18 protein-coding genes are annotated in these 20,169 nt (G+C 39.7%); 8 read left to right on the forward strand and 10 right to left on the reverse strand.

Going from position 1 to position 20,169, the window contains the following annotated elements:
* Positions 1-4 precede the first annotated feature (4 nt).
* The 9 genes from UNSWCS_RS00415 to UNSWCS_RS00455 form a co-directional block, all read right to left on the reverse strand.
* Positions 5-1,657 carry an ATP-dependent metallopeptidase FtsH/Yme1/Tma family protein gene (locus UNSWCS_RS00415; protein WP_035143301.1) on the reverse strand — a complete coding sequence of 551 codons (1,653 nt, stop codon included), beginning with the start codon at positions 1,655-1,657 and terminating at the stop codon, positions 5-7.
* On the reverse strand, positions 1,644-2,882 hold the full coding sequence (mtaB, locus tag UNSWCS_RS00420) for a tRNA (N(6)-L-threonylcarbamoyladenosine(37)-C(2))-methylthiotransferase MtaB (protein WP_021086832.1): 1,239 nt from the start codon (positions 2,880-2,882) through the stop codon (positions 1,644-1,646). Before mtaB ends, UNSWCS_RS00415 begins: the two co-directional genes overlap by 14 nt.
* On the reverse strand, positions 2,882-4,471 hold the full coding sequence (locus tag UNSWCS_RS00425; RefSeq protein ID WP_021086771.1) for a mechanosensitive ion channel domain-containing protein: 1,590 nt from the start codon (positions 4,469-4,471) through the stop codon (positions 2,882-2,884). The genes mtaB and UNSWCS_RS00425 overlap by 1 nt, the downstream gene beginning before the upstream one ends.
* Entirely contained in the window at positions 4,468-5,505 is a 1,038-nt protein-coding gene (gene aroB / locus UNSWCS_RS00430; RefSeq protein ID WP_021086792.1) for a 3-dehydroquinate synthase, read from the reverse strand. The genes UNSWCS_RS00425 and aroB overlap by 4 nt, the downstream gene beginning before the upstream one ends.
* 3 nt (positions 5,506-5,508) lie before the next feature.
* Entirely contained in the window at positions 5,509-6,927 is a 1,419-nt protein-coding gene (locus UNSWCS_RS00435) for a COG3400 family protein (RefSeq protein ID WP_021086815.1), read from the reverse strand.
* A gap of 103 nt (positions 6,928-7,030) precedes the next feature.
* Positions 7,031-7,591 carry an ABC-type transport auxiliary lipoprotein family protein gene (locus tag UNSWCS_RS00440; protein ID WP_021086218.1) on the reverse strand — a complete coding sequence of 187 codons (561 nt, stop codon included), beginning with the start codon at positions 7,589-7,591 and terminating at the stop codon, positions 7,031-7,033.
* Positions 7,588-8,520, reverse strand: coding sequence for an MlaD family protein (locus UNSWCS_RS00445; protein ID WP_021086782.1), 933 nt, complete (start codon positions 8,518-8,520; stop codon positions 7,588-7,590). The genes UNSWCS_RS00440 and UNSWCS_RS00445 overlap by 4 nt, the downstream gene beginning before the upstream one ends.
* On the reverse strand, positions 8,521-9,261 hold the full coding sequence (locus UNSWCS_RS00450; protein ID WP_021086827.1) for an ABC transporter ATP-binding protein: 741 nt from the start codon (positions 9,259-9,261) through the stop codon (positions 8,521-8,523).
* Positions 9,258-10,364, reverse strand: a complete 1,107-nt coding sequence (locus tag UNSWCS_RS00455) for an MlaE family ABC transporter permease (RefSeq protein WP_021086818.1) — start codon at positions 10,362-10,364, stop codon at positions 9,258-9,260. Before UNSWCS_RS00455 ends, UNSWCS_RS00450 begins: the two co-directional genes overlap by 4 nt.
* An 80-nt stretch (positions 10,365-10,444) precedes the next feature.
* On the opposite strand from UNSWCS_RS00455, the gene tgt reads away from it, so the two are divergent.
* On the forward strand, positions 10,445-11,575 hold the full coding sequence (tgt, locus tag UNSWCS_RS00460; protein ID WP_021086811.1) for a tRNA guanosine(34) transglycosylase Tgt: 1,131 nt from the start codon (positions 10,445-10,447) through the stop codon (positions 11,573-11,575).
* Positions 11,565-12,263, forward strand: coding sequence for a CorA family divalent cation transporter (locus tag UNSWCS_RS00465; RefSeq protein WP_021086800.1), 699 nt, complete (start codon positions 11,565-11,567; stop codon positions 12,261-12,263). Before tgt ends, UNSWCS_RS00465 begins: the two co-directional genes overlap by 11 nt.
* Positions 12,264-12,313: 50 nt before the next feature.
* Here the strand turns inward: UNSWCS_RS00465 and UNSWCS_RS00470 are convergent, their stop codons facing one another.
* Positions 12,314-14,887 (reverse strand): ATP-dependent Clp protease ATP-binding subunit, encoded by a 2,574-nt coding sequence (locus tag UNSWCS_RS00470; RefSeq protein ID WP_021086781.1) that lies wholly within the window; start codon positions 14,885-14,887, stop codon positions 12,314-12,316.
* A 252-nt stretch (positions 14,888-15,139) separates the two neighbouring features.
* Here UNSWCS_RS00470 and UNSWCS_RS00475 point away from each other — a divergent pair, with 252 nt between their 5' ends.
* From UNSWCS_RS00475 to UNSWCS_RS00500, 6 genes are read left to right on the forward strand one after another with little or no spacing between them, the layout of a single operon-like run.
* Positions 15,140-16,414 carry a S41 family peptidase gene (locus UNSWCS_RS00475; RefSeq protein ID WP_223228762.1) on the forward strand — a complete coding sequence of 425 codons (1,275 nt, stop codon included), beginning with the start codon at positions 15,140-15,142 and terminating at the stop codon, positions 16,412-16,414.
* A gap of 16 nt (positions 16,415-16,430) precedes the next feature.
* Positions 16,431-17,141, forward strand: a complete 711-nt coding sequence (purC, locus tag UNSWCS_RS00480; RefSeq protein WP_009293856.1) for a phosphoribosylaminoimidazolesuccinocarboxamide synthase — start codon at positions 16,431-16,433, stop codon at positions 17,139-17,141.
* Positions 17,142-17,149: 8 nt separating this feature from the next.
* Positions 17,150-17,386, forward strand: coding sequence for a phosphoribosylformylglycinamidine synthase subunit PurS (gene purS / locus UNSWCS_RS00485; RefSeq protein ID WP_009293857.1), 237 nt, complete (start codon positions 17,150-17,152; stop codon positions 17,384-17,386).
* Positions 17,383-18,048, forward strand: coding sequence for a phosphoribosylformylglycinamidine synthase I (gene purQ, locus UNSWCS_RS00490; protein WP_021086836.1), 666 nt, complete (start codon positions 17,383-17,385; stop codon positions 18,046-18,048). The genes purS and purQ overlap by 4 nt, the downstream gene beginning before the upstream one ends.
* Complete coding sequence (locus UNSWCS_RS00495) at positions 18,042-19,349, forward strand: SH3 domain-containing protein (RefSeq protein WP_021086838.1); 1,308 nt, start codon at positions 18,042-18,044, stop codon at positions 19,347-19,349. The genes purQ and UNSWCS_RS00495 overlap by 7 nt, the downstream gene beginning before the upstream one ends.
* The gene (locus UNSWCS_RS00500) at positions 19,330-20,004 is read left to right on the forward strand and encodes a lysophospholipid acyltransferase family protein (protein ID WP_035143293.1); all 675 of its coding nucleotides are present in this window, start codon (positions 19,330-19,332) and stop codon (positions 20,002-20,004) included. The genes UNSWCS_RS00495 and UNSWCS_RS00500 overlap by 20 nt, the downstream gene beginning before the upstream one ends.
* Positions 20,005-20,169 lie beyond the last annotated feature (165 nt).

Genomic DNA, 20,169 nt, shown 5'->3' on the forward strand with positions numbered 1-20,169 from the left:
TTTATTAGTAGTTTTCATTTAAAATTTTAGCAAGTGTCTCTTTATCCACGCTTTCATAAGCGAGCAGATACGAGCTTATCCTTGCGATCTGCTCGTTTGTGCCCTTTAAAAAGGACATTATCTCATCTTTTGCTTGTTTTAAAATTTCTTCCACATCGTTTGGATTTGGCACGAAAGAATTTCCCATGCCATACTCATAAACCATCTTTGAAGCGATCTCTTTTGCCAAATTTAGATCGTTGCTTGAGTTTGAAAAGATGTCGTTCTCATCTATCTCGAGCTTGCACATACCAGCGATTAAAACCTTTATGCGTGAGAGCATCTGTGACTTTGACTCGATCTCTTGCTCAGTCGCCATAAAGCGGTCTTCAATGAGCGAAATTTTTTCAAATTTCACATCAAACCAGTAAGCACTTAGCGCCTTTGCGCCTTGATAGATGGCTTGAATTTTCTTCTCGCTCTCGCTGTAGCTTAGCACCTTTTTCTTGCCGAGCAAGACCTTGTTTAAAACAGCCTCAAAGTCTCTCATCCTAAGCACGCTCTCGCCGTTTCTTAGGGCATTTATCGCTGCTTCATTTACAAGCGTGCTAAGTGCCGCACCAGAAAAGCCAACGCTCATCCTAGCGATATCCTCCGCTGACACTTCGCAGTTTTTATCTCTTAGATATGTGTTTAGGATAGCCACTCTGTCGTTAAAATCAGGCATTGACAAAAATATACGCCTATCAAAGCGCCCTGATCTAAGTAGCGCCTCGTCGATCATCTCGATCCTATTTGTTGCGGCTATGACGATGACGCCAGAGTTATCTTCAAAGCCGTCCATCTCGGTTAGCAGCTGATTAAGCGTGGCTTCTCGCTCGTCGTTTCTAGTGCCACCCCTGCTCTTGCCGACAGCGTCTATCTCGTCGATAAAGATGATTGATGGTGCGTAGGATTTGGCTCTGCTAAAGAGCTCTCTAACTCTTTTTGCGCCCATGCCGACGTAAATTTGCACAAAGCTTGCGCCATTTTGGTAAAAAAACGGCACATTTGCCTCGCCAGCGACTGCCTTTGCCACAAGCGTCTTACCAACGCCTGGAGGGCCGATCATTAGCACGCCTTTTGGCATTTTGATACCAAAATTTCTATATTTTTGCGGATTTTTAAGAAAATCAACTATCTCGCTAAGCTCGCTTTTGACCTCACTAATGCCCGCTACATCGCTAAATCTCACGTTTGAAATGACTGGCATCGTATTTTGATTTAGCACGCTTTCTATCTCAAAAGCGCCGTCCTTTTTGCTTAAAAGGCTCTCCTCTTTTTTCTTGATAGCCCTAAAAATATATGCATACCAAAGCACAAGACAAACAAAGATGATGCTTCCCCAAACCATGCCAGGCGTGATATACTGCACGCTTCGCTCGACTGGGACCTTTTTGATGAGCTCTTTTATATCTATGCCCTCTTTTATGATGACAAAGCGGTTATTTTGTGCATAGAGGATGACCTCATCTTCGTCGATGACCGCTTTATCGATGAAATTTCCATCCATTAGTTGCATATATTGCGAGTAGGTGATGTTTCGTGGCTCTTTACTCACAGCAAAAAGTAGCGCTATTATCAGAGCCATAGCGGCTATTATCAGGATATTTTTTTTGTTAAATTTAAATTTTTGCATAATTGGCATCTGGCTTAATTTCATATTCGCTTACCTCCAACCACTCTTTTGTTATGTCGTTTTGACTAGAAATTTTAGCTTTGTTGTAAAACTGATCAAAGCCCTCGTAAAAGTCGCCGTTTTTTTGCTCGACTAAAATTTTTAAAGCACCGTTATGTTTTTTTCTAAAATTTTCATTGTTTTTAAAGGCAATGCCCTGTAAAACCTTTAGCCTTGCCTTTGCCACATCGCCACTTACGTCGCTCTTTAGTGTCGCCGAGTGCGTATCACGCCTAGGTGAATAGACAAAAGCGTGCAGATGTGTGATAGGAAATTTCTTGAAATTTTCCACCGCCTCTGCCCAAATTTCTTCACTCTCACCTGGATGACCCACGATATAGTCAGTCCCCAGAGCAAAGCCAAGGGAGCTAAGCTCATTAAAAAGCTCTAAGTCGCTAAATGCGTTATTTCGCCTGCGCATGATCTTTAGCATCGCCTCGCTTGTATGCTGAAGTGCGATGTGAAGATGACGCTCCAGCCACTCCTCTTTTAAAATTTCTCTAAAACTCTCATCTATCTGGCTTGGCTCGATACTGCCAAGTCTTATGCGTCTGATGCCTGAAATTTTGCCTAAATTTGCTAGCAATTTGCCAAGAGAGCTATTTGTATCTTTGCCGTAGCTGCCTATGTTTGTGCCAGTTAAGACGAGCTCATTATAGCCATTTTGAGCTAAAATTCTAGCTTCTTTTAGTATCATCGCCTCGTCCATGCTTCTAGCTTTGCCGCGCACTGAAGGGATGATGCAGTAGCTGCAGTTAAAGTTGCAGCCTTCTTGTATCTTTATAAAGGCCTTTGTGTGATTTTCGTAGTTTGTGACGATGTTTTTATCGACTGAGTTTAAATTCCCAAGCTCAAAAAATGGCCTCTCTTGTTTTAAAAGCTCGTTTAGATCGCTCTTTTTACTAGCTCCTAGCACGCCAAAGACGCCGCTACTAAAAAGCTCTTTGCCCTTGCTAACTGCACCACATCCTGTTAGTATGACCTTTGCGCCACGTCTTTTTACGCCGTTTATATAGTTTCTAACGCCACTATCAGCCGAATTTGTCACGGTGCATGAGTTTATCACGACGATATCAGCGACCTCTTCGTCGTTTGTGATCTCGTAGTCTTTGATGTAGCTCTTTAAAAGCTCGGTGTCATAGATGTTTGTGCGGCATCCAAATGTCTTAAAAAATATCTTTTGCATTAGATATTTTCGCCCTCTTGCTCAGCGTGAGCTACGTGATCGCTTGGCGTTTCTTTTTTGCCTATAAACATAGTTTGTGTTGGGTAAGCTATCTTGATATCATCGTGAGCCAAAAATGCTTCGATGATCTCCGCGCTTATCGTGCTTCTAAGAGCGAGCGTGGCGTATGAGTTGGACATAAACCAGCATGAGATATTTATACCATAAGGCTCAAAAAATGTATAAATTCTTGGCTCTACGTTTGGATTTTTGATGCTGTATTGGCTTCTTAGCTTGTTCATCTGACGTTTTGCGATGTCAGTGTAGCCTTTTGAATATTTTTTTACTATATTTTTTGCTAGATAGGCGGCTTTTTTGTGGTTACTATCAAAGCTTATCACGACATCTATGCCGTCCCAAACGGTCTTCATGCCGTAGTGCGAGTAGTTTGCGATGAGGTCTGTAAAGATGTAGTTATTTGGCACAAAGATGATCCTACCTGCACGGCGGTTTGTCTTATAGGTCGAGTAGCTAACGTCTTCAAAAACGGTTAGGCGAAGCAGTGAAATATCTATCACATCGCCCACAAATTCACTACCGTCGTGATAGACTCTGACGCGGTCGCCCACGTGGATCGTGCCACCAAACATGATAACCATCCAGCCAAGCATACTCATAAACATATCTTTCATCGCGATGGCGATACCAGCTGAGGCAAAACCTAGCACGGTTACTAGATATGTGACATTTTCGATGTATGAAAAGAGCAAAATTATAATGATAACGGTGATGTTTAGCACGTTTAAAAATTTATTGACCGTGTAAAATCTCTCGTTATCCGTGATCGTTCTTTTAACGATAAATTTAGCGATAAACGTTAGTCCGATCGTTAAAAGGATGACGATGGCTGTGTAGCCCATGCTTAAAAACTGAGCCTTGATGTCAGATGTCGTCAAATTTATCGCCTCATCTGCCCTTTTTTCATAGACGCTATAAGTGGTATCAGCGATCTGTTTTGCCGCTTTGAAGTCGCCTATCTCTTGCTTTGCAAGGTTTAGACTTGCTCTATTTTGCTCGCTGTCATCTATCAAATTTAGCCTATTTAGCAAATTCTCTTTTGCTTCAAGCTTTTCAAGCAAGGTGTCAAGCTCTTTGATGTGCCTTTGGTACTCGATCTTGTCGCTTCTTATCTTTTTGATGTATGAAAAGCCAGATACCAGCGCCACTGGGCTATTTATCCTAGGTGGTGTCTCCATTTCTGGGGCTGCTAGCATATTTGAAAATGGCGTTTTCTCATACTCTTTTAGCAAATTTATCTGCTCTTTTAGAGTTTGACTTCTCTTTATGAGATCGCCACCTCTTTTCGAGCCTTTATCAAGCTTTTTAAGCTCATTTTCATTTTGCTCTAGCTCATCAAGAAGCTTTTGATAGGTGTTGTAGTTGGCGTATCTTGTGATCCAGATGTTGTTTTTTAGGGAGTTATCTAGGTTTGAAATTTCTTTTATAAGCTCGCTATTTTGTAAATTTTGTGAGACATTTTGCTCAAGTGTAGCGTTCTCTTCAGCATAAAGCGCAAAGCAAAAAAGTAGAAAAACTAGGATCTTTTTCATTTAAATTCTCTCAAAGTTTCTAAAACGTCCTCTTTTTTGACGTCATTTTTGATGATCGCACTGCCGATTTTATCTGCGATTATGAAATTTATCTTATCACCTTTTGTCTTTTTATCCATAAAAAACGCCTCGTAAAATGCATATTCATTTTCTATTTTATAGCTTACAGGCAGATCAAATTTCACTAAAACCTGCCTTATCTCCTCTGCCTGCGCCTCGCTCATGAGACCCAGTCTAACGCTTAGGCGATTTGCCATATTCATACCTATCGCCACCGCTTCGCCGTGTAAAAATTCTTTATAGTTTGTCTCATTTTCGATGACGTGAGCAAAGGTGTGGCCGTAGTTTAGGATGGCTCTTAGACCCTTTTCTTTTTCATCTTGCTCGACCACTCTAGCCTTTAAATTTATCGACTTTTCAACGAGTTTTGCCAAGTTTTCATCGTCTAAATTTACGCTCTTTAGCCAGCTAAACATCTCTTTATCAAAGGTTATCGCCATCTTTAAAGCCTCAGCCACGCCAGCTGCAAATTCTCTCTTTGGCAATGTTTTTAAGAAATTTATCTCGCAAAAAACTGCCTTTGGCTGATAAAATGAGCCAATTAAATTTTTACCAAATTTATTATTTACTCCAGTCTTTCCGCCCACACTAGCATCGACTTGCGCTAGAAGCGTGGTTGGGATATTAATGAAGCTTATCCCTCTTTCATATATGCTTGCCACAAAGCCAGTCATATCGCTTATGACGCCGCCGCCAAGGGCTATGAGCGTAGATGAGCGGTCAAATTTACTAACAAAAAGCTGCTCTAAAATTTGCTCTATCGTTGTTAAATTTTTATACTCTTCGCCGTCTGGCACGCTTATGATAAATTTCTCATCGCACTTCAAAACGCTAAGTAGCTTTTCAAGGTGAAGCCCCGCCACTTTGGCATTTGTGACGATGCCAACCTTGCCTTTTAGCTCTAATCTTTCAAGCTCATTTATATAAATTTTATAGCTTGACGCCTTTTCCTTAAGGTTTAAATTTATCTGCATTTTCTACTCACTTACTGGCACAAAAAGCTGTGCGTTTTGGCTTAGTTTTTTATAAAGTCTATTTAAATTTGTCGATAAAAAGGCAAAAGCACTACCATTTGCCACGCTCTTACTAAACATCACAAAATGAAGCAGATCATTTGTGCCTTTTAGCTTTACAAGCGGGTTTTTAAGGCTGTGATTTTCTATCTTTATGCGCTTTGAAAAGAGCGTGCTAATGCTCTCAAAGTGCTCTTTTAGCGCCTCATCGTCGCTATGTTTGTTATCAAAATAGTAAAATCTCATCTCCAAATCAAGCTGCGCGCAGCAGTCTGTAATGACAGCTGATTGATTTTCTACCTCTTGGCTTTGATCGCCCAGTATCACGCCTTCTTTTACATTTGAGAGCAAAATTTTGCCCGTTTTTAGCACTGGGATTTTAAGCTCGTAAAATAGCTTTTGAAATTTAAAAAAGTATCTATCGTCGCTTATGATCAGTCCGATGTCGTGTTTTAAAACGTCATCTTTTATCGATTTATTGTCGCTATTAAAATAATCCATCAAAACAAGGATATTTTTCTCTTTTATCGCCTTTAGCGTCTCTAAATTTTCGCCTAAAGTTGGGTTTATTACTCTAAAAATAAGGCGTTTATTATTTAGCTTTGAATGCACATATAGACTATCTTTTATGAGCTTGCTAACGCGCTCTTTGCTCATTGATCTCATATCGATTAAAGTGTAGATGTTGCTGCCAAATGGACTTGGAAACTGCCCACTTTCGCGTTTTATCGAGCGATAAACGTTTTGAAGCACGTTTGGATCGCCAACGATTAGCAAGATATCGCTTGGCTGGATCATTGTGTTTGGCTTTGGCAAGATGATCTCAGCACCCCTGTAAATAAGCGCTATCCGCCATCTTTTTTGAGCGATCGAGCTTACATGGCGATACATATATGAGCTGCCAATAGGCACCTTAACCTCCATGATCTCGCCCTCGCTAAAGCCGATATTATCAGCATATACAGGCATATCTGGCAGATAGTCCATGAGCCTTGAAGCTGCGATATCTCTGATATCAACTACGCTTAGATGCTTATCGCTTGCAAAAGTCTCCTTGCACCTTTCATCAAGCTCCCACGAGTTCATAAAAATGGTCTCAGTCTTTGTGCTGATCTGTCTTAAATTTTCATAAACAGCAACCGCTTCATTTTTGTTCTCGCTTACGATACAAAACTGGCTAAAATAGCCATCACTTATGCTCTTTAGCTTTGAAAGGCTCGTTGGATCAAACTGATAAAATGTGAAATTTTCATAATTTGCCTTTTGGCTAAGGTCTTCGCTCGAAACAACGATGTAGTGGTGTAAATTTGACTTTGCTCCAAGAAGTCTATCTAAAAAATTTCTTGCAAAAGCTCCACCAGCGATTATTAAAATTTTCTTCATTAATTCTCCGTATTTTAAAGCCGCATTATAACAAAAGGTCTTTAAAATAAGCTATTTTTGGCTGTAAATTTAAGCTTTCACAGCCAAAAAATTTAAGAAAATTTTAGTAGATTATTTCAGAGATTAAAGTATCGATAGCTAAATTTGCAGCCTTGTTTATCGTCTCAAAAATGGTGCTTGAGCTTGGATCTGGGCAGAAAATTTCTTTTGTGATCATGCCTGATTTTAGCGAGGTGTTTGCGTTAAATAGCTCATATGCTAGCGAAACTTCGGCCTTATCGCCTCTTATTTGAAGTGAGATGATGCTAACTTTTAGCCTAAGATCCTTTGCATTTGGCGAAAATATCGGCTTTGCAGCGCAGTTTGAGTAAAGTCCTTTTACAAGCGACTTATAGATCATCTCGCTTGGCTCAGAGACAAATTTAGCGTCTGTCAAATATCTTATCTTATTGTTTTCAGCGACGATTAGTATCTTTCTGGTATCGACCATATCAAGGGCACTTACGTTTTCGATAAAGACATTTTTTAGCTCTTTTTGCTTGTTTTCAGCTGAGCACTCTTTGTTTGAGTAGTGAATTTCATACATAGTTGCCACTGGCACGTCGGTCTTTAGCGAGCAGCCAAAAAATAAAAATGCAGCCGCTAGAAAGATTAAATTTCTCATTTTTTATCTCCTTTGTCATTTGGCACTGGATTTGTGAAGAAAAACTCGTAAGGATTGTCCTCAAGTCTTTGAAGCGCACCTCTAAACTCACGTAGCGTCTTGTCAAATCCATTTAAAAACTCGCTGGCCTCTCTAAGCAGCGGAGAGACCGTGTTTCTAAGGTCATACTCGCCGTTTTTTACCTTTTGGGTAACGATATCTTGAAGCGAGCTATATCCAGTGACAGCCGAATTTGCTGATTTGAAAACTGAATTTGCACTTGCAATTAGCGTGTTTAAATTTTTAGCAAGCTCTTTTGTGTCTGTTTTGTTTAGGCTGTCGGTGAAATTTTTTACATTTTTAACGATGCTATCAACCTCGCTTAAGCCATTTTCATCGGTTAAAACCTGAGTAAATTTATCGATATTTCTTAGGATTGACTCGATGTGAGAGATATTTTCAGCTGAGAAAAATCCATCAACTTTATCAAGGGTTTGATTTATCTTTAAAGTGATGTTCTCAGCGTTGTTTCCAAGCTTTGAAAGAAGGCTCTCTTCAAGCTTTAAGATAGGCTTATCGCCTGGTTTAAAATCCTTCGTGCCTCGGCTTATATTTATACTAGCCACACCGCTAATAGCCTGAACTTCGATGCTAGCCACACTATCAGCCTTGATAGGCAGATCCTCTCTTATCTTCATCGTGATGTTTATAAGAGCATTTTTGTCATCGACAAAATTTATATCGCTAACGCTTCCAGCTGGCACGCCGATAAATTTAACCGTAGAATCAACCTTTAGCCCGCTTGGCAGCTCACTTGTGTGGATGTAATACTCTTTAAAATCAACCTTTGTGTTATTTTTGCTAGTCATCCACCAGATAAATATGGCAAACGCTGTAAGGCAGGCTATGAAAAACATGCCGACAATGGTATAAGAATTTCTATTTTCCATCTACTTTTTCCTCATTTTAAATAGCTCTTCAAGCGGGTTATTTTCAAGATGCTCAAGCTCTTTTATATCTCCCTCAAAGGCTATTTTTTTGTTATCTATTATCAAAAATCTATCCAAAATATCAAAAATGCTATCCGCATCATGCGTCACCATGACGACAGTTACGCCGATGCTATCACGAAGCTCTTTTATGAGCGCGTCCATCTGGCGTGAGCTAACAGGATCAAGGCCGCTGTTTGGCTCATCTAAAAATAGCACTCTTGGACTTAGCACCAAGGCTCTTGCAAGTGCAGCTCTTTTTTTCATACCTCCACTTAGCTCGCTTGGATAGAGCATTGATACCTCTTTTTTAAGCCCCACCTTTTGTATCCAAAACATCGCTATCTCATCGATCTGTCGCTTGTTAAATTTAGAGTACTCATGGAGCAAAACGCCCACGTTATCAAGGATCGTCATCGAGCTATAAAGCGCTCCAAACTGAAACATCGTCCCACTTTTTAGCTTTATCTCTTGCTGCTCCTCTTGACTACTTTTCCATATATTAACGCCATCAAAGGTGATATCGCCCTTGTTTGGCTTTTTTAGATATATCATCGTCTTCATAAGTGTGGTTTTACCAGTGCCACTGCCGCCTAAAAAGCCGTAAATTTCAGCCTCTTTAACGCTCCAGCTCACGTTATCGTGCATTATCTTATCGCCATAACTTGTCGTTATGTTTTTTCCAACTATTATCTCGTTCATATCTTTAGCCACATAAAAATTATCGCAAAAAATGCATCAAGCGCGATGACCCAAAATATCGCATTTACAACGCTAACCGTTGTCATAGTGCCTAGGCTTTGGGCGTTTTGACTAACGCCAAATCCTCTCATGCAGCCAATGATCGCTATTACAGCGCCAAAAAACGGCGCTTTTATCATACCAACAGCAAAGTGCCTAAGCTCGACAATCTCGCGAAATCTATTTAAATAGTCGCTAAAACTGATATCAAGTATCGTTTGACAAATGATCATCTGCCCTAAAATACTTATGCCGTCAGCTATAAAGATGATAACTGGCACGCAAAGCACCATGGCGATGATGCGCGGCAGCACCAAGAAGTTAAATGGCTCAAAGCCCATCGTCTTCATCGCGTCGATCTCCTCAGTTAGCTTCATAGCGCCAATTTGTGCAGTAAAGCTGGAGGCCGACCTGCCTGCCACAACGATAGCAGCGATGAGCGGTGCCACCTCTCTAAGCGTTAGCATGCCCATGATCTCTACTATAAATATACTTGCCCCAAAGCTTGCAAGCATCGCACTACCAAGATAAGCAAGCACGACGCCTATCAAAAAAGCGGTGAGCGAGACGATGAAAACGGCATTTACGCCACCATCTTTTATGTAGTTGCTAAATTCTCTAAACCTTAAATTTGCAGGATTAAGGAAAATTTTGACGCTTTTTATCAAAAACTCGCCCAAAAACGAGCCAAACTCAAGCAAATTTACAAATCCCTCGCAAATTTTCTCACCGAGGCGTGAGAAAAAATTTAGGCTATTGTGCGGTGGCATGTAGTTAAAATCGATCTTCTCGTCATTTAAAAGATCAATCATAGCCTTTATCTTCTCGTCATTTGTGATGATCTCAAATTTCTTGCCATTTAGCGTGTTTTTTAAAAGGATCAAAACAGCGTAGTCAATGCTCTTTAGCTCGCTAAAGTCAAATTTAACATTGCCGTTAAGCTTTTGGATTTTTTTAAAAATGCTTTGTAAATTTTTAGCCTCTTTGTAGCTAAACTCGCCTGCAAATTTTATGGTCGCAGTGCCGTTTGCTTCGGTAAAAACGATATCATTCCTCTTTTGCAAAAAGTTCCTTTGCCTTAAAATTTCTGGATTATATTATAAATTTTGTTAAAATAAAAAATCAAAAAAATTTAAGGACTTAGATGAAATTTGAAGTTATAAAAAAAGATGGCAACGCAAGGCGCGGCGTCCTAACAACCGCTCACAGCGTGATACAAACGCCAGTTTTTATGCCAGTTGGCACAGTTGGCGCAGTTAAAAGCTTAGATGCCTTTGATATGAGTGAAATTTTAGACGCAAAGATAATTTTAGCAAACACCTACCACATGTATCTGCGCCCTGGCAGCAAGGTCGTGCGTGAGTTTGGCGGACTTCACGGCTTTTCTAAATTTGATCGCTCGTTTTTGACTGATAGCGGCGGATTTCAGGCATTTTCGCTTAGGTCAAACACCAAAAATGACGATGGCGGGATAAAATTTAAAAGCCACATCGACGGCAGCACGCACTACTTCACGCCAAGATCCGTCCTTGACACGCAGTATGACCTAGGCAGCGACATCATGATGATACTTGATGACCTAGTGGCTTTGCCTGCTGAGCCAAAAAGAATAGATCTAAGTATAAAGCGAACGATAAAATGGGCAAAAGAGGCGATTGATTATCATAAATTTATGCAAAGCAAGGGCGTTGGCTTGCAGCAAAATATCTTTGGTATCGTTCAAGGCGGCACCGACTATGAGGCACGTAAATTTTGCGCTGAAGCCTTAAATCAGATGCCATTTGACGGCCTTGCGATAGGAGGGCTAAGTGTTGGCGAGAGCAACGAGGCGATGTATGAGACGGTTGAGGCGGTTATGCCATTTATGGATGAGCTAAGACCTCGCTATCTAATGGGCGTTGGCACGCCAGAGGACCTAGTCGAAAATGTCGAACGCGGCGTTGATATGTTTGACTGCGTCATGCCAACAAGAAACGCAAGAAACGGCACGCTTTTTACTAGCTTTGGCAAGATAAATATAAAATCAGCCAAATTTATAAACGACCACGCACCGATAGACCCAACTTGCCAGTGCTACACCTGCAAGCGCTACTCCAGAGGCTATCTAAACCACCTTTTTAAGGCAAGAGAGCTAACTTTTTTTAGACTAGCAAGCCTTCACAACCTGCACTACTATCTAAATTTGATGAAAGAGATGAGAGAGGCGATAGAGGTCGGCGAATTTGCTAAATTTAAGCGAAATTTCTACGCAAAAAGGAGCGCAGATGAGCTATAAAAGCGCACTTTGTGGATATTTTTATGGAAATGCATTTGACTACATCACGCTCATCTCATCATCGCAAAAGCAAGTTTTTAAATTTTTATTCAAAGATGGCAAAATTTACAAAGAAGATCTTGAGCATGAATGTGACAAAAGCGCGTTTGAAGCAGCTATTAAGGGGATTTGTAACGAATATGCAAATAAAATTTTAGAGCACCAAGACGAGCTAAATGAGTATGAGAAAATTTATGCTAGTCAAAAAAATTTTGAGAAATTTATAAAAAGACACCACTTTTTAAAGTATGAGATCAGAAAATTTCAAAATAGCATTTCGCACTTTTATGAAGCACTTGCAATATGTCAAAGTGAGCAGCAAGGGCTAAAAAAAGAGCTTAAAAACAGCATCCATGAAGCAAGTGTCTTTAAAACCATAGCCAACGAATACGCCTATAGAGTTGAGGATATCTATACATTTATACAAAGTGCCAAAAACGACAAGATAAATAAAAATATCTACCTCTTGACGCTCATTTCGGCTCTATTTTTGCCGCTAAATTTCATCACTGGCTTTTTTGGTATGAATACAAATGGCATGTTTTTAAGCTCATTTAAAGATGGTACGTTGATAGTTTTTGCCTTTGTAGCGATACTTTGCGTGCTGTTTTTTATATTTTATTACAGATCAAATAAGGATATTAGTTAAATTTATGCGAGGCTTGGCAAGTTGATCCAACCTGCCAAGTAAATTTGAAGTTATTTTTTCTTAATGATGATCTTCTCGCCGTTGCTATCAATGGTGATCTCATCACCGCTTTCAAGCTCATCTTTCAAGATCATATCAGCGATCTTATCTTCAACTAGTTCATAAAGCGCTCTTCTAAGAGGTCTTGCGCCATAAACTATGTCAAAGCCAGCTTTTGCGATAAATTTCTTAGCCTCTTCGCTTAAAACTGCCTTGATACCGCGGTTGTGAAGAGTTTTTTCAAGCTCTTTAAACATGATCTCAACGATAGATATCAAGCCTTGCTCGTTTAGAGGATTGAAGATGATAGTATCATCAAGCCTATTTAAAAACTCAGGCTTAAAGTAGTTTTTAAGCTCGTTTTTAACAGCCACGTCACGGTCTTCACCCTTTAGCTCCATTATGAAATTTGAAGCGATGTTTGAAGTTAAAATGATGATCGTGTTTTTAAAATCAACCGTTACGCCTTTATTATCAGTCGCGCGTCCGTCATCAAGTATGCCAAGAAGTATGTTAAATACATCCTTGTGAGCTTTTTCAACCTCGTCAAAAAGTATGACTGAGTATGGTCTTCTGCGAACTGCCTCTGTTAGCTGACCGCCCTCATCGTAACCTACATATCCTGGAGGCGCACCAAGAAGCCTACTCACGCTATGTTTTTCCATATATTCGCTCATATCAAAGCGGATAAGCGCCTTCTCATCGTCAAACAAAAACTTAGCCAAAGCCTTAGCTGACTGAGTTTTACCAACGCCTGTTGGTCCAAGAAATAAAAATGAACCAATCGGCCTTTGACCCTCATTTAGCCCTGCTTTGTTTCTCTTAACAGCACGTGCAAGTGCGTGTAGTGCGTCATCTTGACCGACAACGCTCTCTCTTAGATGCTCTTCGATGCGCAGATATTTCTCTTTTTCGCTTGTTAGCATCTTTTTAACTGAAATTCCAGTCCATTTGCTCAAAATTTCAGCTACAAGCTCTTCATCGACTTGATTTTTAAGAAGCACGCCCTCTTTTTTCATGTGCTCCCATTTTTCTTCAAGCTCGTGTTTGTGCTTTTTAGCGTCAGCTATTTTGCCGTATTCTATCTCGGCAGCCTTTTGAAGATCGCCATTTCTTTTTGCTATCTCAGCTTGTGATTTTAAGCTATCGATCTCTTTTGTTGCTTTTGAAATTCCGCCAAAAACGGCCTTTTCGTTTTCAAATTTAGTATCAAGCGCTAGCTTTTTCTCATTTAGGTCAGCTATCTCTTTTTCGATCTCGCCAAGTCTTTCTTTATTTTTATCCGCATCCTCCATCTTTAGCGCTTCTTTTTCTACTTGAAGCGTTACGATCTCGCGTTTTATCTTTGAAAGCTCGTATGGCTCGCTCTCTATTTGCATCTTAAGCTCAGCTGCTGCCTCGTCTATAAGGTCTATCGCCTTATCTGGCAAAAAGCGGTTTGCGATGTAGCGGTCGCTTAGCCTTGCAGCGGCAACTAGCGCACTATCTGTTATCGTGATGCCGTGATGAACTTCAAGACGCTCTTTTATACCACGTAAAATTTGAAGTGCCTCATTTACGCTTGGCTCTTTTACGTCTATTGGTTGAAAACGTCTTTGAAGCGCTGCATCTTTTTCAAAGTATTTTCTATACTCTTTTAATGTTGTCGCACCAACAGCGTGAAGCTCTCCACGTGCAAGAGCTGGTTTTAGGATATTTGCAGCGTCCATTCCGCCCTCGCTCGCACCTGCTCCAACGATGGTGTGAATTTCATCTATAAAAAGTATGATGTTGCCAGCTTTTTTAACCTCGTCGATGACAGCTTTTAACCTATCTTCAAACTCGCCTCTATACTTTGCTCCAGCTACAACTGCGCTCATATCAAGTGCGATGACACGCTTGTTTGCAAGGCTTGTTGGCACATCGCGAGCCACTATCTTTTGAGCTAATCCCTCAACGATAGCTGTTTTACCAACGCCTGGCTCACCAAGCAAGATAGGGTTATTTTTGCTCTTTCTTATTAAAATTTGCATCATTCTAGTGATCTCTTCATCGCGCCCGATGACCGGATCAAGCTCTTTATTTAGGGCTTTTTGCGTTAGATCGATACCAAATTTCTCTAAGCTATCAAGAGTATCATCGCCAGTTTGGCTATCTATCTTTTTGCCGCCTCTTATGCTCTCAAGGTTCTTTTTGATCTCTAAGATATCGCAAAATTTACTTAAAATTTGTTTGATCTCACTAAGCTCAAGAGTCGAGATGATCCATGTATCAATAGCTATGTAGCTATCGCCCATGCTTACCATTAAAGCTTTTGCATTTTCAAGTGAATTTATAAGCTCTCTTGAAACTGAAACGTTATCTTTTGTGACGTTTGAGCTGCTTGGTAGTGACGAGATCTTGCTTTTTATCTCAAGCTCGACTGCGTCTTTGCTTATGTTCATCTTATTAAATACTTGATTTAAAATAGAATTGCTATCAGCGAGCAAAGCCCAAAAGACGTGAAGTGGCACAACTTGTGGATTTTTAGAAAAGATCGCTAAGCTAACGCCTTTTTCAAGTGTCTCTTGCATCTGCGCTGTTAAATTTTCTGTTATGTCAGCCATTAAAGCTCCTTAAGTTATTTTATAATGGTGGCATTATATAACTTTAGTCTTATATTGTCAAGTATTTTTATAACATTTGTCACTCTTTTTATTTAATTGCTAAAATTTGCTGTTATAAATTTGTGTTAAAAATAGACAAAAGCTAAAAATATAAGGCTAAATTTATGCTTTTTTTAGCCAAATGTTAATAAAATTGAGCCAAAAAATATAGGAGATATTTTGAATAAATTTACTAGATCTTTTGCGCTAAAAATAACAGGCGCCCTACTCATCTCAAGCGTAGCAGTAAATGCGCTTTTTGCTAAAACTGAAGATGAGGCGAGTGCGAAACTTGAAGCACTTTCAAAACTTACAAAAACCATCTCAACTGTTGAAAAATACTACGTTGATGACATTAAATTTAAAGAGATAATCGACAAAGCCATTGCTGGTTTGATGCAAAATTTGGACGCTCACTCGAGCTTTTTAAATGAAAAAGCATATAAAGATATGCAGGTGCAAACAAGCGGCGAATTTGGCGGGCTTGGCATAACAGTTGGCATGAAAGATAGCGCTTTAACCGTTATCTCGCCTATCGAGGACACTCCAGCTGATAAAGCAGGCATAAAAGCTGGCGATATCATTTTAAGGATCGATGGCAACTCAACTATCGGCACAACGATAGATGAAGCTGTAAATAAGATGCGCGGCAAGCCAAAAACTCCGATAACAATTACGATCTTAAGAAAAGGCGAGCAAAAGCCATTTGACGTAAAAATTATAAGAGATCTTATAAAGGTTGAGTCTGTCTATGCAAAAATGATAGAAAATGAAAACATCCTTTATATACGTGTCACAAATTTCGACAAAAACGTCGTCACAAAGGTAAAAGATGCGATTAAAGAGCATCCTAAAGCAAATGGCATCATACTTGATCTTAGAAACAACCCTGGCGGTCTTTTAAATCAAGCTGTTGATCTAGTGGATCTTTTCGTAGATAACGGCATAATCGTCTCTCAAAAAGGTCGTGATGCATCTGAAAATGTAGAGTATAAAGCAAGCGCTAGCAAAACCTTATCAAAACTCCCACTTGTTGTCCTTGTAAATGGCGGAAGTGCAAGTGCTAGCGAGATCGTAAGTGGTTCATTACAAGATCATAAGCGTGCGGTGATAATCGGTGAAAACACATTTGGTAAAGGCAGCGTTCAGGTGATCCTACCAATAGACGATACAGAAGCGCTAAGACTAACCATCGCAAGATACTACTTACCAAGTGGCAGAACTATCCAAGCTGTTGGCGTAACGCCTGATGTAGTCGTGCATCCTGGCAAAGTGCCACAAAGTGATGATAGCGCATTTAGCATCAAAGAGAGCGAACTAAAAGCACACCTAAAAAGCGAGCTAAACAAGATAAATCCAACAAGTGAAGGCAATAAAACTGAAGCAAAAGATGATAAAAATATAATCACACAGAAAAAAGTTGATGAAGATATTCAGTTAAAAACAGCGATTGATACGATCAAAATTTTAAAGATAAAACAACAATAATCTAAAGGAGAACAACATGCAAAAAAGAGAGCTTATCTACGAGGGAAAAGGCAAGAAAATGTACGCCACAGACGATCCAAATCTACTTGTGGCTGAATTTAAAGACGATTTAACAGCATTTGACGCTCAAAAAAGAGGCAACGAAGCTGGCAAAGGCGCACTAAATAACAAAATCTCTACTCAGCTTTTTAAACTGCTAGAGAGCAAAGGTATCGTGACTGACCTTGTTGAGACCATCAGCGACACTGAGCAAGTGGTCAAAAAATGCGAGATCATACCTCTTGAAGTTGTTGTGAGAAATATCGCTACTGGCTCACTTAGCAAAAGGCTTGGCATAAAAGAAGGCACAGTTCTACCTTTTACACTTGTTGAGTTCTACTACAAAAATGACGATTTGCACGATCCATTAGTTACTGACGAGCACTGCATCATCATGGGTCTAGTAAAAAGCGAAAAAGATCTTCAAACTCTAAGACACACAGCAAGAGAGATCAACTCTATCTTATTTAAATTCTTTGCAGAGAGAAATTTAAAACTAGTTGATTTTAAAGTTGAATTTGGTATCGACAAAGATGGCAACATCATCTTAGCTGACGAGATAAGCCCTGATAGCTGCAGATTTTGGGATGCGACAACAAACGAAAAACTTGATAAAGATAGATTTAGACAAGACCTTGGTAGCGTAAAAGTAGCTTACGAAGAAGTTTTAAGAAGAATTCTTTCTTAAGGACAAAGATGAAAGCTGTCGTAAATATAGCATTAAGAAGTGGGGTCTTAGACCCTGCTGGTAAGGCAGTGGAGCACGCGCTAAATTCGCTTGGATTTAGCGGTGTTTCAAATGTCAGGATAGGCAAACAAATCGTTTTAGACATCGACGAAAGCGATAAAAACAAAGCAAAAGAGCAGCTAAAAGTGATGTGTGAAGAGCTTCTAGCAAACACCGTCATCGAAGACTACGAGATCGTGCTATGAAAGTAGCGATCATACTTTTTCCTGGCACAAACTGCGAAGAAGACACAGCTCACGCCTTTGGGCTACTTGGCTGCCAAACGCATATCATCTGGCACAAAGAAGATAAGATCGATGCTGATCTAGTCGTTTTGCCTGGTGGTTTTAGCTACGGCGACTACTTAAGAACGGCTGCGATAGCTAAATTTAGCCCAGCAATGCAGGCTGTAAAAGAGCATGCGAAAAAAGGCGGCTACATTTTAGGAATTTGCAATGGCTTTCAGATGCTTCTTGAGCTTGGACTTTTAAAAGGCGCGATGAGAAGAAATGAAAATTTAAATTTTGTCTCAAAATACCACCACCTAAAAGTAATCTCAAATAACAATAAATTCCTAGCAAATTTAGCTAAAAACGAAGTGGTAAATATCCCCATCGCTCACGGCGAGGGCAACTATTACACCGACGAAGAGACGTTAAAAAGCCTATATGACAACGAGCAAGTCTTACTAAAATACTGTGGCATCAACGGCAATGAGATAAATCCAAATGGTTCAGTTGATAGCATAGCTGGGATTTGCGATGAGAGTAAGAGAATCTTTGGTCTTATGCCTCACCCAGAGCGCGCTTGCGAGAAAATTTTAGGCACAGATGATGGCATGAAGATGTTAAAAGGGCTAGTTTGGTAAAACGAACACTTTTTATCGCCCTACTCGCGCTAAATTTATTTGCCGCAAACACTGATGAAGTCAGCGTTTTTGACATGATGGATGAGGCAAGAGAGGATAAATTTGTAAATAGCCAAGCATCAAAGCCGCAAGCAAAGACTCCAAGCGAAGAAGATATATCAAGAAAGCTCGTCTCTCCACGCTCTATCGCCCCACAGCCAGAGCGTATCACTCCAGAGCAGATGCGAAATATCGTCCCGACAAACGAACCAGACATCAGCGTCCCTGATAATCAAGTCTATGACAAGATCAAGATAAAAGACCTCCTTTTAAAAGCGACAAATATCCCTAAAAATGTCGTAGTAGGAGAAATTTTTAGCGTTGAGATCGTGGCTGATACGCAAAGTGACCTTGAGTTTGAGTTTGAGACACAGCTTGATGAGACAAATATCAAATGGCTAAATAAGAAGAATTTTCAATGGGTAAAAGGCGATGAAAACAAATATATCGGCACTTTCTACCTTGAAGCAACTAGCATTGACGCAAAGACTTTACGAGTTAGCTTGGATCTAAAAAGAAATGGTGAGAACTATCAAAACTCAAACATAAACATCTTTTTACCAAAGCTAAAAGAGCTTAGAAGCGACGAAAACTACAACCACATCGTCGCTGATAACCTTGAGGTAAAGAAATTTAAAACGACTAAATTTGATGATATAAACAACATCATGGTCGTGGAAATTTACGGCAACAATGTCGATCTAAGCGCCTTTAATATCGAAAACAAAACGATCCTAAAGCAAGGCGTAGATACGATAAACGGCGACTTTAATTCGCAAAGTGCATATTATTTTGCAGTATTTAAGCCAAACAAAAAGACGCTTGACTTTAACTACTACAACCTAAAAAAAGCTAAATTTGAGAGCTTTTCATTGCCTGTGAGCGTCGAAGAGGACGAGGTTAGCACGCAAATCGGTCTAAATCCAAAACAAAGCGAATTTAGCACCTACAAAGATATCACGATCTACTCTTTGGTCGCTATCTTTATCTTGCTAGCGATCTGGCGTAGAAAGCTAAGCTACTTCTTTGTAGCGGCCATTTTTATCGCACTTGGAATTTACACTTACAATCCTTTTGGCAAAGCAGTGCTTAAGCCAGATGTGAGCGTCACTATCTTGCCAACTAAAAATTCAACCGTTTTTTATACATCTCGTAAAAATGAAAATGTTGAAATTTTAGACACAAAAGATGACTACTCAAAAATTTTATTTAGCGACGGCAAAATCGGCTGGGTAAGAAAGGGTGATCTTGTCAAAAATTAGAGCTTTTTTCTTTTCTATTGAATTTGTGATAAGCGTCGTTATTGTCGTATTTTTCATGTGGCTATTTAACTCTAAAAATAGAGCCATAAGAAAATTTTGGGGCAGATCGCAGAGATTTTTTGGCGGATATAAGCTTGAAGTGATCGGTAAATTTAGCGACGAAGCAAATATCTTGCTGATAAATCACCAAAGCATGCTTGATATCATCGCACTTGAAGAGATCCATCCTAAAAATATATGCTGGATCGCAAAAGCACAGATAGGCAAGATCCCGATCATAGGTAAAATTTTGAGCCTTCCTAAGATGATAGCAGTCGAGCGAGAAAATAAACACTCGCTAATAAAGCTTTTAAGCGAAGCAAAAGACAGAGTAGAAAATGGCCGTGTTTTAGCGATATTTCCAGAAGGCACAAGGTCTCAAACCAAAGAGCTACTACCATTTAAAGGTGGTGCGAAGTTGCTAGTTGAAAAGCTAAATTTAAAGGTTCAGCCTATCGTGATCGTTGGAAGCGATGCGATGAAAGTGAAAGAATTTAGCTTTAAAAAGGCTGACATCAAGCTCTTTTGTCTTGATCTAGTCGATACCTCAAAACAGAACTGGCTAGAGGCGACTAGAGAGAGCATGCAAAAAGTCTTAGACGAAAATAGAAAATAAATTTAGCTTTGTAAATTTACAAAGCCCTACTCTATTATTATTTATAAAATTTTTATTTTATATACGAGAAATTTTCGTCTATAAATTTAAAAAGGTCTAGCCAAAGCTAGACCTAAAAATATTAGCTTAAGAGGTAAAAACTTAAGTTCTAAAGACACTTAGTTT

Origin of the sequence: Campylobacter concisus UNSWCS (assembly GCF_000466685.1) — a bacterium.
Classification (GTDB): domain Bacteria; phylum Campylobacterota; class Campylobacteria; order Campylobacterales; family Campylobacteraceae; genus Campylobacter_A; species Campylobacter_A concisus_A.

Bases quoted from the DNA above. Each gene is read 5' to 3' on its own strand.
- UNSWCS_RS00435 (WP_021086815.1), bottom strand. From the start codon at position 6,927: ATGAAGAAAATTTTAATAATCGCTGGTGGAGCTTTTGCAAGAAATTTT.
- UNSWCS_RS00470 (WP_021086781.1), bottom strand. From the start codon at position 14,887: ATGGCTGACATAACAGAAAATTTAACAGCGCAGATGCAAGAGACACTT.
- UNSWCS_RS00415 (WP_035143301.1), bottom strand. From the start codon at position 1,657: ATGCAAAAATTTAAATTTAACAAAAAAAATATCCTGATAATAGCCGCT.
- aroB (WP_021086792.1), bottom strand. From the start codon at position 5,505: ATGCAGATAAATTTAAACCTTAAGGAAAAGGCGTCAAGCTATAAAATT.
- UNSWCS_RS00440 (WP_021086218.1), bottom strand. From the start codon at position 7,591: ATGAGAAATTTAATCTTTCTAGCGGCTGCATTTTTATTTTTTGGCTGC.
- UNSWCS_RS00450 (WP_021086827.1), bottom strand. From the start codon at position 9,261: ATGAACGAGATAATAGTTGGAAAAAACATAACGACAAGTTATGGCGAT.
- UNSWCS_RS00445 (WP_021086782.1), bottom strand. From the start codon at position 8,520: ATGGAAAATAGAAATTCTTATACCATTGTCGGCATGTTTTTCATAGCC.
- UNSWCS_RS00425 (WP_021086771.1), bottom strand. From the start codon at position 4,471: ATGAAAAAGATCCTAGTTTTTCTACTTTTTTGCTTTGCGCTTTATGCT.
- purC (WP_009293856.1), top strand. From the start codon at position 16,431: ATGCAAAAAAGAGAGCTTATCTACGAGGGAAAAGGCAAGAAAATGTAC.
- purS (WP_009293857.1), top strand. From the start codon at position 17,150: ATGAAAGCTGTCGTAAATATAGCATTAAGAAGTGGGGTCTTAGACCCT.
- tgt (WP_021086811.1), top strand. From the start codon at position 10,445: ATGAAATTTGAAGTTATAAAAAAAGATGGCAACGCAAGGCGCGGCGTC.
- mtaB (WP_021086832.1), bottom strand. From the start codon at position 2,882: ATGCAAAAGATATTTTTTAAGACATTTGGATGCCGCACAAACATCTAT.
- UNSWCS_RS00465 (WP_021086800.1), top strand. From the start codon at position 11,565: ATGAGCTATAAAAGCGCACTTTGTGGATATTTTTATGGAAATGCATTT.
- purQ (WP_021086836.1), top strand. From the start codon at position 17,383: ATGAAAGTAGCGATCATACTTTTTCCTGGCACAAACTGCGAAGAAGAC.